Genomic DNA, 17,832 nt, shown 5'->3' on the forward strand with positions numbered 1-17,832 from the left:
TGGGAGCAGGGCTTTCTGTGGGAGCTGGCTTGCCTGCGATAGCATCACCTCGGTCTGACGCAAGCACCGAGTTGTCTGCATCGCAGGCAAGCCAGCTCCCACAGGGGCCTTTGCTCCCACATTTGTTTCTGTTTTTCTTCAAGGAGAATCTCTTGTCCTCTCCCATCCCCGTCACCATCCTCAGTGGCTTTCTCGGCGCCGGCAAGACCACCTTGCTGCGCCACCTGCTCAAAGCCGAGCACGGCTTGAAAATCGCCGTGATCGAAAACGAATTCAGTGACGCCGGTATCGACACCCAACTGCTGGGCGACGAGCCGGTGCAAGTGATGACCCTGTCCAACGGCTGCGTGTGCTGCACCATCCACACCGACCTGACCAAAGCCCTGTACCTGCTGCTGGAACGCCTGGACAGCGGCGAGATCGCCTTCGACCGGCTGGTGATCGAATGCACCGGCCTGGCCGACCCGGCGCCGGTGGCCCAGACGTTCTTCATCGACGAAGAACTGCGCGAGCGTTATATCCTCGACGGCATCATCACCTTGGTGGATGCGGCCCACGCCGAGCATCACCTGACCCAGACCATCGCCCAGGCCCAGATCGGCTTTGCCGACCGCTTGCTGGTGAGCAAACGCGACTTGGTAGACGACGCCAGCTTCGACGCCCTCAGCCAGCGCCTCACCCGCATCAACCGCCGTGCGCCGATTCGCGTAGTGGACCACGGCAAGATTGATTTGGCCGAGCTGCTGGACGTGCGCGGCTTCAACCTCAATGCCGGCATGAGCCTGCGCCCGGTGAGTGCAGCGCCTTCGGTGGACCGTATTTCCAGCCTGGTGCTACGCACCGACAAGCCGCTGGATATCGACCGTCTCAGCGAGTTCATGAACGAACTGCTGGAAGACCATGGCAAGCAACTGCTGCGTTACAAAGGCGTGTTGAACATTGCCGGGGAGGATCGACGCATGGTGTTCCAGGGCGTGCTGAAGCTGTATGGCTTCGACTGGGATACCGAATGGGCCGAGGGCGAGGCGCGGGAGAGTGTGATCGTGTTTATTGCCGATGAGCTGCCCGAAGACAAGATTCGCCAAGGCTTTGAGCGGGTCTACCAATAAACCCGGCTTGAAATGCATTCCAATGTGGGAGCTGGCTTGCCTGCGATAGCGGTGGGTCAATCACTGATGGGCTGACTGCACAACCGCCATCGCAGGCAAGCCAGCTCCCACAGAAAACCCTGTTTCAAATTGAAATCGGCATAAAAAAGCCCACTTGTAGGAGCGAGCTTGCTCGCGAAGAACTCACAGGCAACGCGTGTACCCAAGATGCACGCGTTATCGTTGACGTTTTTCGCGAGCAAGCTCGCTCCTACAGTGGGCTTCTTGGTATTACGCGCCGTATACCGGCAGCTTCTTGCAGATGGCCTTGACCTTCTCACGTACCGCGTCGATCACGGCTTCGTTGTTCAGGTCTGCCAGGATGTCGCAGATCCAGCCCGCCAGTTCCTTGCACTCGGCTTCCTTGAAGCCACGGGTGGTCACTGCCGGGGTGCCGAAGCGCAGGCCGGAGGTGACGAACGGCGAACGTGGGTCGTTCGGCACGGAGTTCTTGTTCACGGTGATGAAGGCTTTGCCCAGGGCAGCATCAGCATCTTTACCAGAAATGTCCTGCTTGATCAGCGACAGCAGGAACAGGTGGTTTTCAGTACCGCCGGACACCACGTCAAAACCGCGCTCGATGAACACGCTGGCCATGGTCTTGGCGTTCTTGATCACTTGTTGCTGGTAGGTCTTGAACTCAGGCTGCAGTGCTTCCTTGAAGCAGATCGCCTTGGCCGCGATCACGTGCTCCAGCGGGCCGCCTTGGGCGCCCGGGAAAACGGCGGAGTTGAGCTTCTTCTCGATCTCGGCGTTGGCACGCGCCAGGATCAGGCCGCCACGTGGACCGCGCAGGGTCTTGTGGGTCGTGGTGGTGACCACGTCAGCGTAAGGCACTGGGTTGGGGTAAACGCCCGCAGCCACCAGACCGGCCACGTGGGCCATGTCGACGAACAGGTAGGCACCGACCTTGTCGGCGATTTCACGGAAGCGTGGGAAGTCCAGGATCTGCGAGTAGGCAGAGAAACCGGCCACGATCATTTTTGGCTTGTGCTCAACCGCTAGGCGCTCGACTTCGTCGTAGTCGATCAGGCCGTTGGCATCGATACCGTACTGAACGGCGTTGTACAGCTTGCCGGAGGACGAAACCGTGGCGCCGTGGGTCAGGTGACCGCCGTGGGCCAGGCTCATGCCCAGGATGGTGTCGCCGCCTTGCAGCAGGGCCAGGTACACGGCGCTGTTGGCTTGGGAACCGGCGTGTGGCTGGACGTTGGCGTAATCGGCGCCGAACAGCTCTTTTGCACGGTCGATGGCCAACTGCTCAACCACGTCGACGTACTCGCAACCACCGTAGTAGCGCTTGCCTGGGTAGCCTTCGGCGTACTTGTTGGTCAGAACCGAACCTTGAGCCTCCATCACCGCAGGGCTGGTGTAGTTTTCCGAAGCGATCAGCTCAATGTGCTCTTCCTGGCGCACGGCTTCTTGCTCCATGGCGGCGAAGAGATCGGCGTCGTACTTGGCAATAGTCAAATCACGGCTGAACATGGCGGTCCTCAAGGATCGGGGGCAGAAAAGGAGGGCATTCTAACCCAATGGGTTTTAGATGGCATATGAAAGGACATCATGTCGCGGACAAGTGGTTTTCACTCAGCCCCTGATCGTTCCCACGCTCTGCGTGGGAATGCCTCCCGTGGCGCTCTGCGTCACATTTAAAAGCGGACGCAGAGCGTCCAGAATTGCGTTCCCACGCGGAGCGTGGGAACGATCAGGGACGGCACTTTCAGTCAAACATGAACAGCGCATCATTACTGAACTGCACCTCAAACCGATTCGCCGGCATTGGCCGTCCGAACAGGTAACCCTGCACCTCATCACAGCCATGCTCACGCAGGAAGTCCAACTGCTCATGGGTTTCCACCCCTTCGGCAATCACCGCCAGGTTCAGGCTGTGGGCCATGGCAATGATCGCCCGGGCAATCTGTGCGTCCTGCTCACCCGAGGGCAGGCCGTCGACGAAGGTGCGGTCGATCTTCAGCACATCGATGGGGAATTGCTTGAGGTAGTTGAGCGACGAATAGCCGGTGCCAAAGTCATCCACCGCGATGCTCAGGCCCAGGTTTTTCAGGCTGGCGAGGATCTGCAGGGCTTCGTTGACTTCACGCATCAGGATACTTTCGGTCAGTTCCAGCTCCAGGCACGCCGGTGGCAGGCCGGTGTCCTTGAGGATAGTGGCGATGCGCGTGCCCAACTGGCCGTCGGAGAACTGCCGCGCCGAGATGTTCACTGAGACTTTCGGCACGCGCACCTTGTTCTGGTGCCAGGTCTTGAGCTGGCGGCAGGCTTCGCCGATTACCCAGTCGCCCACATCCACCACCAGTCCGAGCTCTTCCAGCACTGGGATAAAGTCCCCGGGCGGTACCAGGCCACGGCGCGGGTGGCGCCAGCGCAGCAGGGCTTCGGCGCCGGTCAGGCGTTTGCCGTCGCCGCTGAATTGCGGCTGGTAATAGAGCACGAATTCGTTCTGGTCCAAGGCGTGGCGCAGGTCGCTTTCCAGTTCCAGGCGCTCCAGGGCGCTGGCGTTCATGTCGGCCTGGTAGAACTGGAAGTTGTTCTTGCCGCGCTCTTTAGCGTGATACATCGCCGTGTCGGCGTTTTTCATCAATTGGCTCAGCTCGTTGCCGTCTTGCGGGCTCAGGGCGATGCCGATGCTGGCGGTCACGAAGAATTCGCGGCCCTCCAGCACAAAAGGTTTGACCAGGCTGGCGAGAATCTGCTCGGCCACATGAATGGCGCGGTTCAGCGCCATGTCGCGGCTGACCCGTGGTTGCAGGAGCAAGGTGAATTCGTCGCCGCCCATGCGCGCCACGGTGTCGTCCTCGGCCACGCAGCCGAGCAGGCGCGTGGCCATTTCCTTGAGCATGCGGTCGCCGGCCGCGTGGCCGAGGGAGTCGTTGATCGGCTTGAAGCGGTCAAGGTCGAGGAACATCAGCACCACCCACGACTTCTGCCGTTCGGCGGACTGCAACGCGGTGTGCAGGCGGTCCTGGAACAGGGTGCGGTTGGGCAGGTGGGTCAGGGCGTCGTAGTAGGCCAGGCGGTGGATGCGCTGCTCACTGGCCTTGCGCTCGCTGATATCGCTGAAGAAACACACGTAACTGGCCAGGTCGCCTTCGTCGTCGAACACCGCGGTAATGCCCACCCAGGCCGGGTAATGCTCGCCATTGAGACGCTTGAGCCACACCTCGCCTTCCCAGGTGCTGTGCTGGTGCAATTGCTTGAGCACATAACGCAGATGGGCTTCCTGCTGCTCATCGACGGTGAGCATATTGGGCAACTGGTCGAGCACATCGCTCACCGCATAGCCGCTGACCCGGCTGAACGCCTCGTTGGCTTGCACGATATAACCGGCCGGGTCGGTGATCAGGATCGCCGAGGTGGAATGCTCGAATACCGTGGCCGCCATGCGCAGGTCTTTTTCGGCGCGGCGTTGCTGGCTGATATCGCGGCCCACGCCGAGGATGCCTTCAAACGCGCCATGTTCATCCCACACCAGCACCAGGCGCAGTTCTATCGGCACCTTGCGCCCGTCGGCGCGCAGGCAGTCGAACAGAAACAGTTGGGTCTGCAGTTCATCGCGCAAGGTGTTCAAGGCGTCGGGGTTGCCGAGGGCGCGGCTGACCTGTTCCATCAGGCTATAAATGCCGGTCAACTGCTGAGGGTTGGCAACGATCGACTGCCAGCCGCTCTTGAACACCCAGTCCACGTCATAGCCCAGGACGGTGTTGACCGAGGGGCTAATGTAGTTGAGGGCCAGTTGGCTGTCGGTGGAGCAGATCACGTCGCTGATGCTTTCGGCCAGCATCCGGTAGCGCTGTTCACTGTCGCGCAGCGATTCACTGGCCTCGATCTGGTCGGTAATGTCCTTGGCCACGCCGATGATCCGGGTGACCACCGTAGACGTATCGCGGGCCAGGGCCTGTTCGCGGATATCGAAGCGGCGCCACTGGTTATTGCGGTGACGAAAGCGCAGTTGGCAGTGCAATTGGGTCGTATAGCCGACCTGGCGTTGTTGTTGGCGCGCGTCATGGTAGTGCTCGGCGTCTTCGGGGTGCAGCAGGATTTCCCAGAAGTACTCACCCATTTGCTGCAACTCGGCTTTGTTGTAGCCCAGGGTGTGACCCAAATGATGGTTGCTGAAAATCATGCGCTGGCTGATCACGTCTTGCACATACAGGTGGTCGGGCACGGTGCGCACCACATCCGACCAGAAGCTTTCACGCTCCACCAGCGACAACTCGATCAGCTTGCGGCTGGTGATGTCGCTGATGCTGAGAATCACGGCCTTGACGTCATCCTGCTGCTCGGGCAAACGCATCACCAGCCACAGGTACTGTTCGTTGCCGGCCACGTCGTTGAGCTGGATTTCCAGCTCCAGCTGTTTTTGCCGGGTCAGTACGGCTTCCAGCACCTGATAGCCGATGGACGTGGCATTGCGCGGGCAGTCATCGATCAGGCGTTCCCACGCCTGCTCGCAGGACGCGACGTTGAGCAGGCGCACGGCCATCTGGTTGACCTCGGTGACGCGCAACTCCTTGAGCAGTTGCTTGCGCTCCGTGGGGTTGGCCTGCAACCAGGCGTGCAACTGCTCACGGCTTTGCACCTGGGTCTTGTTGCAAAACGCCTTGAGCCCCGACAGGTCCAACACGCACAACGCGACGCCGGTGCCTTCGAAGATGTCCTGGTAGCGTCGCCGGCCTTCGTTCACCTGGCGTTGGCGACGGCGCATGTTGAGCAGCACGATCACCGGGATCAGCGAAAACGCCAGGCCCAGCAGGCACTTGCCGATAAAGGCGGGCAGTAGTTGTTCCAGCACCGCGCTGCGGTCAAACATGCCGCGCAGTTGCCAATCGCTTTTGCTCAACGGCGTGACCAGCACGCTGCGGTTCAATTCTTCCGGTGTCAGGGCGCCGGACCACTGCGCCGGCATGCCGCTGTCACGGCTGACCACACGATGGTTCAGGCTGTTCTCGATTGCCCACATCGGGCGCTGGCCCTGGACATCCTGGCGTGTGAGGTTGGCCAGATAATTGGGCGCCAGGCGCAAGGCCCAGTACACCTTGGAGCCACCGCTGGGTTGGTGCAGCAACAGATAGATGACCGTGCCGTCATTATCATTGCTCAGGTAGTAGGACTGGGCGTGACTGCGTTTGACCAGGTCTTCAAGCAGGGCACTGTCTTGGCTGCCTTCGGCAGTGTCGCTGATCAGTGCGCCGCTGGGGGCGAGCAGGGCGAAGCTGCGCAGGTCCGGTAATGAGCGCTGCAGCGTGCGCATCAGGGCCTGCTGCTGTTCGGCATTGCGCGGCGGCTCGACAATCGGCAACAGGTTCAGGGCGATCTGTGCGCTCAGGGCCATGTTTTGGCTGATCTGCTCGGCCAGGTCGGCGCTGTAGTCGATGGTGTATTGCTGTTGGTTTTTCTGGTTTTGCTGCAATTGGTCCAGCAGTTGCCAGAACAACAGGGCGAGCAACAGCAGGACAAGCGTCGCCAACGCGCCTTTCAAGGTGCCGTGCAGGGGCGCTCCCGGCGCAATATGAGCGGCGCGCAAGGGCGTGGGCGGCGTGACGTTGGACAAACTGTGATCCTGCGGTTTGGCTGGACTGGCGCGCGACGTGCACTATAAGCCGGACGCCCGAAGGGCGGCTAGCATGCCTTGAGTTGTGGCAAAGTGCCAGTCCTGCCTGGCTGGACTGCCCCAGCGCATTCAGGTAGCTTTGCCGGTTACGCGGGGGCGTTCCAGCCCCAGACATTCAGGCTTTTTTTGCTCGCTGGCATTGATGATAGTCAAAGGCCCGCGCGGCGCATGGCCTGGCACGGGCTTCGTCCGCTTAATTCATCAGTCACTGACGCTAGGTTCACCATGGCTCAATACGTCTTCACCATGCATCGGCTGGGAAAAGTTGTTCCGCCGAAGCGGGAAATCCTGAAAAACATTTCGCTGTCCTTCTTCCCAGGCGCCAAGATCGGCGTGCTCGGCCTCAACGGTTCGGGTAAGTCCACCCTGCTGAAAATCATGGCGGGCGTCGACACCGAGTTCGAAGGCGAAGCCCGTCCGATGCCGGACCTGAACATCGGTTACCTGCCGCAAGAGCCGATCCTGGACCCGACCAAGACCGTGCGCGAAGTGGTCGAAGAAGCCGTCAGCGTGATCAAGGACGCCCAGGCCCGCCTCGATGAGGTGTACGCCGCCTACGCCGAACCGGATGCCGACTTCGACAAGCTGGCTGCCGAACAGGCCAAGCTCGAAGCGATCCTGCAGGCGGGCGATGGCCACAACCTGGAGCGCCAACTGGAAGTCGCCGCCGATGCGCTGCGCCTGCCAGCCTGGGACGCCAAGGTCGAGCACCTGTCCGGTGGTGAGAAGCGTCGTGTGGCCCTGTGCCGCCTGCTGCTGTCGGCCCCTGACATGCTGCTGCTCGACGAACCGACCAACCACCTGGACGCCGATTCCGTCGCCTGGCTGGAGCACTTCCTGCACGATTTCCCGGGCACCGTGGTTGCGATCACGCACGACCGTTACTTCCTGGACAACGTCGCTGGCTGGATCCTGGAGCTCGACCGCGGCGCCGGTATCCCTTACGAGGGCAACTACTCCGGTTGGCTGGAAGCCAAGTCCGACCGTCTGGCCGCCGAATCCAAGCAGCAATCGGCCCACGAAAAAGCCATGAAGGAAGAACTGGAGTGGGTGCGCAAAGGCGCCAAGGCCCGCCAGTCCAAATCCAAGGCCCGTCTGCAACGCTTTGAAGAAATGCAGTCGCAGGAATTCCAGAAGCGCAGCGAAACCAACGAGATCTACATCCCGGCCGGTCCGCGCCTGGGTGACAAGGTCATCGAGTTCAAGAACGTGACCAAAGGCTACGGCGACCGCGTGCTGATCGACAACCTGTCGTTCGCCATGCCAAAAGGCGCGATCGTCGGCGTCATCGGCGGTAACGGTGCGGGTAAATCCACCCTGTTCCGCATGCTGATGGGCAAGGAAACCCCGGACTCCGGCAGCATCGAGATCGGTGACACCGTGCAACTGGCCTGTGTGGACCAGAGCCGCGACGACCTCGACGGCAGCAAGACTGTGTTCCAGCAGATCTCCGACGGTTCCGACCAGATCCGTATCGGCAACTATGAAATCCCGTCGCGCACCTACGTCGGCCGTTTCAACTTCAAGGGCGGCGACCAGCAGAAGTTCGTCAAGGACCTGTCCGGTGGTGAGCGCGGTCGCTTGCACCTGGCCCTGACCCTGAAAGAGGGCGGCAACGTCTTGCTGCTCGACGAACCGTCCAACGACCTCGACGTTGAAACCCTGCGTTCCCTGGAAGAAGCCCTGCTGGACTTCCCGGGCGCCGCCATTGTGATCTCTCACGATCGGTGGTTCCTTGACCGCGTCGCGACCCACATCCTGGCGTACGAAGATGACTCCCAGGCGGTGTTCTTCGAAGGCAACTACACCGAGTACGAAGCCGACCGTAAGAAGCGCTTGGGTGAGGCCGCTGCCCAGCCGCACCGTGTGCGTCACAAAAAGCTGGCCTGATGCTGCAATAGCCGCAACAGCCTGTTGAAAAAATACCCCTCACGCAGGGGTATTTTTTTGCCCGCGTTATGCCGGAAGCGTCGTGGGCGCCAGCGTTGGGCGGCTGCGCAGCAATTCTTCGACCACCCCCATAAACGCCTCGACCAACAATGAGCGTGACGGTGAGCGCGTGAGTATCAGCAGGTGTACCCAGGCTTCGGGGTCTGCCAAGGGGCGGTAGACCACGCCTTCCCTGGCCAGGGTGCGGGTGCACTGGGGCACGAGCGAGACACCTTGGCCTGCCGCCACCAGGGCGATGATCGAGGTGATCTGGCGCCCCGCAGGGCCCGGGCGCAGCGCCAGGCCGCGGCGTTGATACAGGTGCTCGATGGAGCCGTTGAGGCCCGAACCGTAGTCGCTGGGGAACAGAATCAACGGGTACTCACTGAGCTGGGCGAGGGTGACTTCGTCCTGGTCCGCCAGCAGGTTGTCGCTGCAAAGCGCCGCCACCAGCGGTTCTTGCCCCAAGGACAAAGCCTCGACGCCGGTTTGCCCGGCTTCCGGCAGCAGGCGGCTCATGCCGATGTCGATGCGCCCGTCCAGCACGTGCGTGTGCAGGCTGCCGGAAGCGCTCTCCACCAGGGTCAGTTGCACATCGGGAAAACGCTGGGCGAAGGCTTGCAGGGTTTGGCTGAAGAGTTCCGACAACGCGATCGAGCTGGCATAGCCTACGACCAGTTGGCCGGTCGAGCCGGCAGCCAGCTTGGCGGCGATGTCTTGCGCAAGCCTGGCGTGCTCCAGCGCTGCGCGGGCATACGGCAAAAAGTGCTGGCCTTGGGCGGTCAGTGTGACCGTGCGACTGGTGCGGTCGAACAGGCGAAAGCCAAGCTCGGTTTCCAGGGCCGAAATCTGCCGCGTCAGGGGCGGCTGGGCAAGGTGCAGGCGCTGGGCCGCACGGCCGAAGTGCAGCTCTTCGGCGACCGTCAGGAAGTACCGTAACTTGCGTAGATCAAGCATGCTGTTTCCTGGGTATTGATCGGTCCGAATTCGGTATTGGTGTTCCCTGCGCTGGGTATTCTATAAACATCCTCGACTATAAGACGAGAGGCCACATGAACCCGCGCATGCATCACGCCCGCTTCGCCGTGTTCCTGTGTGGCTGTGCGGCGTTTCTGAATCTCTATGCGACACAGAGCATCCTGCCTGCGTTTGCCGAAAGCTTCCAGGTGAGTGCCCGACAGGCAGGGTGGAGCATTACGGTGACCACGCTGGCGGTGGCGGTGACCGCGCCGTTTGTCGGGCGCCTGACCGGCCGTTTCGAGCAGCGCACGGTGATTGCCGTGGCCGCATTGCTGCTGGCGCTACCGACGCTGCTGACGGCCTATGTGGACAGTTTTGCCGAGCTGCTGGTGTGGCGTTTTGTCGAAGGGATGTTGATTCCCGTGGTGTTCGCCACCAGCGTGGCTTATATCGGTGATCGCTGGCGTGCGGCCACGGTCACCGAGATCACCAGTTTGTACGTCGCGGGGACGGTGCTCGGTGGGTTTGCCGGGCGCTTTGTTTCGGGTGTCATGACCCAATATGTGGGCTGGCGCGAAGCCTTCGAACTGTTGGCGGTGATCAGCCTGCTGGTCGGCCTGCTGATTGTGTGGCTGTTGCCGGCCAATCCGGTGGCGCGGCCCGGCGTTGCGGCCGTGGGCATGCACGGGGTGCGCCGGCTCCTGCGCAAACCCTTGCTGGCGGCCTATGGCGTCGGTTTCTGCGTGCTGTTCTCCCAAGTCGCAACCTTTACCTATGCCGGGCTGTATCTCAGCCAGGCCCCGTTCAACCTGGGCGCTGCAGCCTTGGGCACTTTGTATGCGGTGTTCCTGCTGGCGCTGGTGGTCATTCCTGTTGCGGGGCGCTTGAGCAAATCGCGACCACAATCGCAGTTACTGACCGGCGCTGTGGCGCTCGGCATCTGTGGCTCGGCGCTGACATTGTTGCCGTCCCTGTGGCTGATCGTGCTGGGGCTGGCCCTGAGCTCCACCGGCGTATTCCTGGCACAGGCATCCGCCAATGCGTATATCGCCACCACGGCGGGCCCGGACAAGTCCGGCGCCGTGGGGCTGTACCTGACCGGTTATTACCTGGGCGGCAGCGCCGGCGCCGTGGCCCCGGCCATGCTCTGGAATCAATGGGGCTGGCCGGGCTGCGTGGCGTTGGTCGCAGGTTTTCAGCTGTTGTCGCTGGCGATTGCACTGCTGGGCTGGAAACCGGTAAAGCCCCAGGCCCTGATCGCCGGACAGCGCGGCAAACCAGCCTGATTTTTCATCCAATAAAGGACTATGAGAGGTGAACATGACTAACACCGTGATCAAGCGCAGCCAGTTGTTGAAGCTCATCGAACCGGTATTGAACGACATGCCGGCCGGTGCATTGCGCCACGCGCTGTTCGAAGCCTTCTGGGCTCAGGAAGACGCGCTGGTGGATATCGAAGACGCTTTTGCGCGACTCACCTCGCGTCGGCATTCGCCGGCGGTACTGCGCAAGTTCTTCGCCAGTTGGTCCAAGACCAATAATTCGGCAGCCAGTGTGTCCGGCCTGGCCAACCGCATTACCTTGCTGGCGCGCTCCGATGAAGGCTCCGCCGCCGCGGCGCAGTTGTACCGCGCCTGCGGCAGCCTGCAACGCATCACCGATGAAGATCTGGGCGCGTTGGGCAACACCTTGCACGCAGACCTGTTCTACACCATGGCCACCGCGCTGTGCGGTGATGACCAGTGGATATTGAAGGACAATTGCCTGCCCTCGGCACAGGCGTTCAAGGACTGGACCGACACCCGCCGCCTGCGTGATCGCGACCTGCTGCAGGGGTTGCTGACCACGTTGATCCACGAGGTGTACACCCATGGCGAAGTGGAATTCATCCACCCGTTGTACTCGCAGTGGTTCGTGCGGGACATGGGCGTGCCTCCGGAGAAATCCCGTGCGACGGTGGCCTGGGTCACGGTGCACACCGGCGGTACTGAGAGCAACCATTTCGCCCATGCGGTGGCGGCGGTGAATGAGTTCACCACTGCCATGCAGATTGAAGTGGACCCCGCCATGGCACGCGACATTTTCGCCCAATACCTGCAGCGTAAAGCCAGTGTGATGAGCGACTGTGCGCAGTTGCTGGGTTAACCCGGCGTTTTGCCTGAGAGCCTCTGACCCAGATGAACACCCTGAAGCAGACCGCAACGCCATCGTTGTCGCCGCCTGACCCGGTCAGCGTGCGTCGCCGCGCTCTGGTGGCCGGCTGCGGCGCGCATGCCGTGCACGACGGGCTGACCGATGTGATTTATGTGCTGTTGCCGATCTGGCAAGCGCAGTTCGGCCTCAGCTACGCCCAGATCGGCCTGTTGCGCGGTGCCTATGCGGGCATGATGGCCGGTTTTCAGTTACTGGCCAGCCGGGCTGCCGCGCGCTGGGGGCGTGAACGCTTGCTGGTAGGTGGCACGGCGTTGGCGGGCCTGGCCTACCTGCTGGCCGGCCAGGCCGGTGGGCTGGGCGTGTTGTTATTGGCGCTGCTGCTGGGCGGGCTCGGCGCGAGTACGCAGCACCCGCTGGCCTCGTCGTTGATCACCGATACGCACGAGGCCGGCGGGGGCGTCAAACAAGCGCTGTCGCAGTACAACTTCAGCGGCGATATCGGCAAGACCCTGATCCCGGGGCTGATTGGCCTGTTGCTGGCGGCCATCAGTTGGCGCGCCAGTGTCACCCTGCTGGGTGTACTCGGGCTGCTGGCGGCAGGCCTGTTGTGGTGGCTGATCCCGGCACGCACCGAGGCGACGGCGGCGCCGCTGAAAGCCACCCGTACGGGCGACGGCGCCGGCTCCGCGAGCGGCCTGCGTGCGCTGATCGTGACCGGCACGCTGGACAGCGCCGTGCGCATGGGTTTCCTCACGTTCCTGCCGTTTTTGCTCAAGGCCAAGGGCGCCGGGCCTGCGGGCATCGGCCTAGCGCTGACCATGCTGTTCGTGGGGGGCGCCTTCGGCAAATTGTTGTGCGGTTACCTCGGTGCGCGCATCGGCATGATGAAAACGGTATGGGCCACGGAGTTCACCACGGCCGTGCTGATTGTCATGGCGGTGTACTTGCCCTACGCCGGCTTGATGGTGATGTTGCCGCTGCTGGGGCTGGCGCTGAATGGCACGTCGTCGGTGCTGTACGGCGCAGTCCCGGACCTGGCAGGGCCGGGCAGGCGCGACCAGGCGTTCGCCGTGTTCTACACCGGCACCATCGGTGGCGGCGCCTTGGCGCCGGTGCTGTTCGGCAGCCTTGGGGATGCCACCGGTGTGCCCATGGCCGTCCTGTTGCTGGCCGCCACCCTGTTGCTGACCTTGCCGCTGTCCTGGCGGGTTCAGCAAGGGCTGGAGGCCCAAGCCCGGTAGGGCGAACGAACGTTCCAACGTGTTCTGGCAGGTATAACAATGAATAACAGTGAACCGTCTGCCGTGTCATTGCCGTTGTCCCAGCGTGCGCAACGTCTCAGCGCACCCGGCACGTCCAGCATGCGCAGTAAAGCCAATGCCTTGAAAGAAGCCGGCGTCAACGTGGTCAACTTTGCCGCGGGCGAATTGTCCTTCGATGCCTGCCCGGTGATGAAAGCCGCCGCGGCCGATGCGCTCGCCACTGCCCGCAACCGCTACACGCCGCCCATCGGCCTGCCCCAGCTTCGCCACGCGCTGGCGCAGCAGGTCACTCAGCGCTGCGGGGTGAATTACGCCGCCGATGAAATAGCGGTGACCGCCGGTGCCAAGCAGGCGCTGTATAACGCCGCAATGGTGCTGCTCAATCCGGGGGATGAAGTCATCGTCGCGGTGCCGTACTGGGAAACCTTCCCCACCCAGATCCAACTGGCCGGTGGCGTTCCCGTCTATGTCGACACGGCTGCGGATGACTATCGCCTCACCTGCGCAGCGGTCCAGAAGGCCCTGACCCCGCGCACCCGGATGATTGTGATCAACACCCCGAACAATCCGACGGGCACGGTTTATCAGCGCGAAGAACTGCTGGGGATTGCCCGGCTCGCCTTCGCACACAGGCTTTGGGTGGTGTTCGACGAGTGTTACCGCAAACTGGTGCGCGCGCCCCATGAACATCACAACATCGTGTCGCTGTTTGCGCCGCTCAAACATCAGACGGTACTGGTCGATTCGTTTTCCAAGAGCCACGCGGTCACCGGCTGGCGGGTAGGGTATGCGTGCGCGCCCGCCCCAGTCATCGCCGCCATGCACAACCTGCAAGGGCATACGACGTCCAACCCCAGCAGCCTGTCCCAATATGCCGCGCTCGGCAGCCTGATGGCGGACGCGCCGCACTTTACCCGCCAGATCAATGCCTTCCTCGACCAGCAATTGCTCGTGGCCTGCACCTGCCTGGGGCATGTCGACGGCATTCGGTGCGCCCCGCCAGAAGGGGCGTTCTATCTGTTTATCGATGTGTCCCGCAAGTTTGGGGGCCGCTACCTGGGCACCGTTATTCGTGACGTCGACCACTTGGCCGATCTGTTATTGACCGAGGCCCATATCGCGGTAGTGCCCGGCTCTGGTTGTGGTGACGGCAACAGCATCCGTATCTCCTACGCCGTTGAGCGTGAAGCGCTGATTGAGGGCCTCACACGCTTTAGTCGTTTCATGTCAGAAATCGTTGCGCATTAACCCCACCTTAAAAGGATATGAGCCGTGGAAAATCTGAGCCGCCAATTGATCGGGTACGTGAACCAGGCGCTGGTGGATGTCGAGGACGGACATCTGGTCCAGGCCCTGCTCAGCGGTTTCAACAGTCAAACCGCCGCGCTGGACACGTACTGCGAGACCTATGTCGACATGACCTCCAGTAATTGGAGCGAGTCGTCACTGTGTACGTTCTTCTGTGGCTGGCGTAGCCCGGACGGCGCCGCCCATGCCGTCTCGAGCGTCATCGTGCGCATCCTCCAGGAGTCGGCATCGTTGACGGATGACGCCCGGTTGAAAATGCTCGAAGCGGCGGCCCATTGTGGGGAGATCATTGTCGAGGACATCGGGCTGGGTGAAATGCATGGGCATCCGCACCATTCCAAGCTGTATTACCGCATGGCTTCGGCCATCTGCGGCTCCGATGATTGGCGCCTGCAAGACAAATTCCTCAACCCGATTACCAAAGAATTCTCCGGTTGGGTGGGGGAAAAACGCCCATTGGCGCCGCAACTCATCGAAGCGCTGGAAATGATGGCCATGACGGAGTTGTTCAATACCGGCGAATACAACCTGATGACCCCGCTATGGAAGCAGTGGTTGCGCGATGTACGGGGCTACAGCGCCGGTGAGGCCAGCCGCGTCGCGAGTTTTCTCAGCGTGCATTGCGGCAGCGTGGAAGCACGCCACTTCAAGCATGCCGCTGAGGCGTTGCGGCTGTATGCCAGCGCCACCGGGCAGGCCGTGGATTACGCGCGTATCGCACGGCTCTCCAGGGAGTACGTGGCCAGGGCCTGCGAACATCTGCAAAAGATGGCGTCGGTGCTCAAGTGCGAACAGCCCGCCTGGGATTGAGGCTGTTCGATAACCCTTGTTGTGCCGCTGATAAGGAGCCTGAACCCTATGATGGATACCGAAGCGCGCCGACGCCCTCTGTCGGCGCTGTTGGATAGCAACCGTTGCCTGCGTGTACTCGAAGCCCATAGCCCGATATCGGCGTTGCTCGCGCAGCGCGCCAGGCTGGAAATCAGCCCAGGGCATACGGTGGGGTACGACGCCATCTGGTCGAGTTCGCTGACCGACTCGACCCAGCGCGGGTTACCCGACATCGAAATTCTTTCGCCCAGTAACCGATTGCCGGGGATTCGCGAAATCTTCGATGTGTGCTCGCTGCCGCTGATATTCGATGCCGATACCGGCGGCAAGGCCGAACATTTCGCGATTCATATCAAGATGCTGGAGCGCGCGGGCGTCTCGGCGGTGGTGATCGAAGACAAGTGCGGCTTGAAGAAGAACTCACTCTTGGGCATCGAGGTCGACCAGGCGCAGGAGTCCATCGAGGCCTTTTGCGCCAAGCTCCAGGCCGGGTGCACGAGTCGCACCGGCTCAGGGCTGATGATGATTGCCCGGTGTGAAAGCTTGATCCTGGATCGCGGCATGGAAGAGGCGATGGCGCGGTGCCTGGCGTATGTCGAGGCGGGGGCGGATGGCATCATGATCCACAGCCGCAAGCAGGATGGCCTGGAAATTCTGGAATTCGCCCGGCAGTTTCGCCTGCAGCGGCCCAGGGTACCGCTGATTTGTGTGCCGACCAGCTATGTTCACCTGAAGTTCGAGGTGCTGGAGCGAGCAGGTTTCAACGCGGTGATTTATGCCAATCACATGTTGCGCAGTGCCTACCTGGCCATGCGCGATACCGCCGTCGGCATACTCGCCAATGGCAGGACGCTGGAACTGGAGCCACGTTGCCTGGGCATCGACGAGATACTCGACCTAGTGCCCGGTACGCGCTAGAGACATGCGCGGGTCTGTGGGCAAATGCTGTGGGAGCGGGCTTGCTCGCGAAAGCGTTGGGTCAGTCGCTGCATCTGTAACTGCACCGCCGCTATCGCAGGCAAGCCAGCTCCCACATGACCGGTGTACTCGATCCAATGTGGGAGCTGGCTTGCCTGCGATAACGGCCTACCTGTTGGTGCAAAACTCAGAGTGAAATCCCCATTTTTAAGGGCAAAAAAAGGCAGTTACTTATACTTATTGCACCATTTAATTTCACAAAAGCGACATTTTGCCCTGTCACGGTGCGAAACGAATTGATAAAGTCCGGCTCAATCTCCGTTTAACAACAATCAATTTGCCGAGACTGTTCATGACCGAATCCGTCGATTCCTTCCTTGCCCGCCTCAAGAAACGCGACCCGGACCAACCGGAATTCCACCAGGCTGTAGAAGAAGTCCTGCGCAGCCTGTGGTCCTTTCTTGAAGCCAACCCGCACTATCTGACCTCGGGCATCCTAGAGCGCATCTGCGAGCCGGAGCGCGCGATCACGTTCCGGGTGTCGTGGGTGGATGACCACGGCAAGGTCCAGGTCAATCGCGGTTTCCGTATCCAGATGAACAGCGCCATTGGGCCCTACAAAGGTGGCTTGCGCTTCCACCCTTCGGTCAACCTGGGTGTGCTGAAATTCCTCGCCTTCGAACAGACCTTCAAGAACTCCCTGACCTCGCTGCCCATGGGCGGCGGCAAAGGCGGCTCGGACTTCGACCCCAAGGGCAAGAGCGACGCCGAAGTGATGCGCTTCTGCCAGGCGTTCATGAGCGAGCTGTACCGCCACATCGGTGCGGACGTGGACGTACCAGCCGGCGATATCGGCGTGGGCGCACGGGAAATCGGCTTCCTGTTCGGCCAGTACAAACGCCTGAGCAATCAATTCACCTCAGTGCTGACCGGCAAGGGCATGACCTATGGCGGTAGCCTGATCCGCCCTGAAGCCACCGGTTTCGGCTGTGTGTATTTCGCCGAGGAAATGCTCAAGCGCCAAGGCCAGCGCGTCGAAGGCAAGCGGGTGGCGGTGTCCGGCTCTGGCAACGTGGCGCAGTACGCGGCGCGCAAGGTCATGGACCTGGGCGGCAAGGTGATTTCCCTGTCGGACTCCGAAGGCACCCTGTACGCCGAAAGCGGGTTGACCGAAGAACAGTGGTCGGCCCTGCTGGAACTGAAAAACGTACAGCGCGGGCGTATCAGTGAGCTGGCCACACGTTTCGGCCTGGAGTTCCGCAAAGGCCAGGCGCCTTGGGAACTGGCCTGCGATATCGCGCTGCCGTGCGCCACACAGAACGAACTTGATGCCGACGCTGCGCGCACCTTGCTGCGCAACGGCTGCCTCTGCGTGGCCGAAGGCGCGAACATGCCGACCACGTTGGAGGCTGTGGATATCTTCATCGACGCGGGCATCCTGTTTGCGCCGGGCAAGGCGTCCAACGCGGGGGGCGTGGCGGTGAGCGGCCTGGAAATGTCGCAAAACGCCATGCGCCTGCTGTGGACCGCCGGGGAAGTGGACAGCAAGCTGCACAACATCATGCAGTCGATCCACCATGCCTGCGTGCATTACGGTGAAGAAAACGGCCGCATCAACTACGTCAAGGGCGCGAACATCGCGGGCTTCGTGAAAGTGGCTGACGCGATGCTGGCCCAGGGTATCGTCTAG

At 61.6% G+C, this 17,832-nt stretch carries 12 protein-coding genes; 9 read left to right on the forward strand and 3 right to left on the reverse strand.

The genetic code is table 11. The annotated features are described in order from the left end of the window. Positions 1–152 precede the first annotated feature (152 nt). Positions 153–1,109, forward strand: a complete 957-nt coding sequence (yjiA, locus tag BMH52_RS14645) for a GTPase (RefSeq protein WP_073844099.1) — start codon at positions 153–155, stop codon at positions 1,107–1,109. A gap of 270 nt (positions 1,110–1,379) precedes the next feature. Here the strand turns inward: yjiA and glyA are convergent, their stop codons facing one another. Beyond that, entirely contained in the window at positions 1,380–2,633 is a 1,254-nt protein-coding gene (glyA, locus tag BMH52_RS14650; RefSeq protein WP_073844101.1) for a serine hydroxymethyltransferase, read from the reverse strand. A gap of 235 nt (positions 2,634–2,868) precedes the next feature. Beyond that, a complete protein-coding gene (locus BMH52_RS14655; RefSeq protein WP_073844103.1) occupies positions 2,869–6,720 on the reverse strand; it encodes a bifunctional diguanylate cyclase/phosphodiesterase in 3,852 nt (1,283 codons plus the stop codon). A gap of 285 nt (positions 6,721–7,005) precedes the next feature. Between BMH52_RS14655 and ettA the strand changes: the two genes are divergently transcribed. Next, positions 7,006–8,670 carry an energy-dependent translational throttle protein EttA gene (gene ettA / locus BMH52_RS14660; protein WP_014720011.1) on the forward strand — a complete coding sequence of 555 codons (1,665 nt, stop codon included), beginning with the start codon at positions 7,006–7,008 and terminating at the stop codon, positions 8,668–8,670. A 66-nt stretch (positions 8,671–8,736) separates the two neighbouring features. On the opposite strand, the gene BMH52_RS14665 is transcribed toward ettA, so the two are convergent. Continuing rightward, a complete protein-coding gene (locus BMH52_RS14665; RefSeq protein WP_073844105.1) occupies positions 8,737–9,666 on the reverse strand; it encodes a LysR family transcriptional regulator in 930 nt (309 codons plus the stop codon). A gap of 95 nt (positions 9,667–9,761) precedes the next feature. Here BMH52_RS14665 and BMH52_RS14670 point away from each other — a divergent pair, with 95 nt between their 5' ends. From BMH52_RS14670 to gdhA, 7 genes are all read left to right on the forward strand, one after another. Beyond that, on the forward strand, positions 9,762–10,955 hold the full coding sequence (locus BMH52_RS14670) for an MFS transporter (protein ID WP_019818017.1): 1,194 nt from the start codon (positions 9,762–9,764) through the stop codon (positions 10,953–10,955). Positions 10,956–10,989: 34 nt separating this feature from the next. After that, a complete protein-coding gene (locus BMH52_RS14675; RefSeq protein WP_073844107.1) occupies positions 10,990–11,814 on the forward strand; it encodes a hypothetical protein in 825 nt (274 codons plus the stop codon). 32 nt (positions 11,815–11,846) lie between these two features. Beyond that, entirely contained in the window at positions 11,847–13,064 is a 1,218-nt protein-coding gene (locus BMH52_RS14680; RefSeq protein WP_073844109.1) for an MFS transporter, read from the forward strand. Positions 13,065–13,103: 39 nt separating this feature from the next. Beyond that, complete coding sequence (locus tag BMH52_RS14685; protein ID WP_073844111.1) at positions 13,104–14,333, forward strand: pyridoxal phosphate-dependent aminotransferase; 1,230 nt, start codon at positions 13,104–13,106, stop codon at positions 14,331–14,333. Positions 14,334–14,357: 24 nt separating this feature from the next. Next, the gene (locus tag BMH52_RS14690) at positions 14,358–15,203 is read left to right on the forward strand and encodes a hypothetical protein (protein WP_014720005.1); all 846 of its coding nucleotides are present in this window, start codon (positions 14,358–14,360) and stop codon (positions 15,201–15,203) included. A 48-nt stretch (positions 15,204–15,251) separates the two neighbouring features. Then, positions 15,252–16,142, forward strand: a complete 891-nt coding sequence (aepX, locus tag BMH52_RS14695) for a phosphoenolpyruvate mutase (protein ID WP_034126960.1) — start codon at positions 15,252–15,254, stop codon at positions 16,140–16,142. Positions 16,143–16,494: 352 nt separating this feature from the next. Then, positions 16,495–17,832, forward strand: a complete 1,338-nt coding sequence (gene gdhA, locus BMH52_RS14700; RefSeq protein ID WP_072435513.1) for an NADP-specific glutamate dehydrogenase — start codon at positions 16,495–16,497, stop codon at positions 17,830–17,832.

The organism is Pseudomonas sp. BTN1 (assembly GCF_001907715.1).
Lineage (GTDB): Bacteria > Pseudomonadota > Gammaproteobacteria > Pseudomonadales > Pseudomonadaceae > Aquipseudomonas > Aquipseudomonas paracarnis.

Excerpts from the sequence above, each read along its gene's own strand:
- glyA (WP_073844101.1), bottom strand. The coding sequence starts at position 2,633 with ATGTTCAGCCGTGATTTGACTATTGCCAAGTACGACGCCGATCTCTTC.
- ettA (WP_014720011.1), top strand. The coding sequence starts at position 7,006 with ATGGCTCAATACGTCTTCACCATGCATCGGCTGGGAAAAGTTGTTCCG.
- BMH52_RS14665 (WP_073844105.1), bottom strand. The coding sequence starts at position 9,666 with ATGCTTGATCTACGCAAGTTACGGTACTTCCTGACGGTCGCCGAAGAG.
- BMH52_RS14670 (WP_019818017.1), top strand. The coding sequence starts at position 9,762 with ATGAACCCGCGCATGCATCACGCCCGCTTCGCCGTGTTCCTGTGTGGC.
- BMH52_RS14675 (WP_073844107.1), top strand. The coding sequence starts at position 10,990 with ATGACTAACACCGTGATCAAGCGCAGCCAGTTGTTGAAGCTCATCGAA.
- BMH52_RS14680 (WP_073844109.1), top strand. The coding sequence starts at position 11,847 with ATGAACACCCTGAAGCAGACCGCAACGCCATCGTTGTCGCCGCCTGAC.
- BMH52_RS14685 (WP_073844111.1), top strand. The coding sequence starts at position 13,104 with ATGAATAACAGTGAACCGTCTGCCGTGTCATTGCCGTTGTCCCAGCGT.
- aepX (WP_034126960.1), top strand. The coding sequence starts at position 15,252 with ATGATGGATACCGAAGCGCGCCGACGCCCTCTGTCGGCGCTGTTGGAT.
- gdhA (WP_072435513.1), top strand. The coding sequence starts at position 16,495 with ATGACCGAATCCGTCGATTCCTTCCTTGCCCGCCTCAAGAAACGCGAC.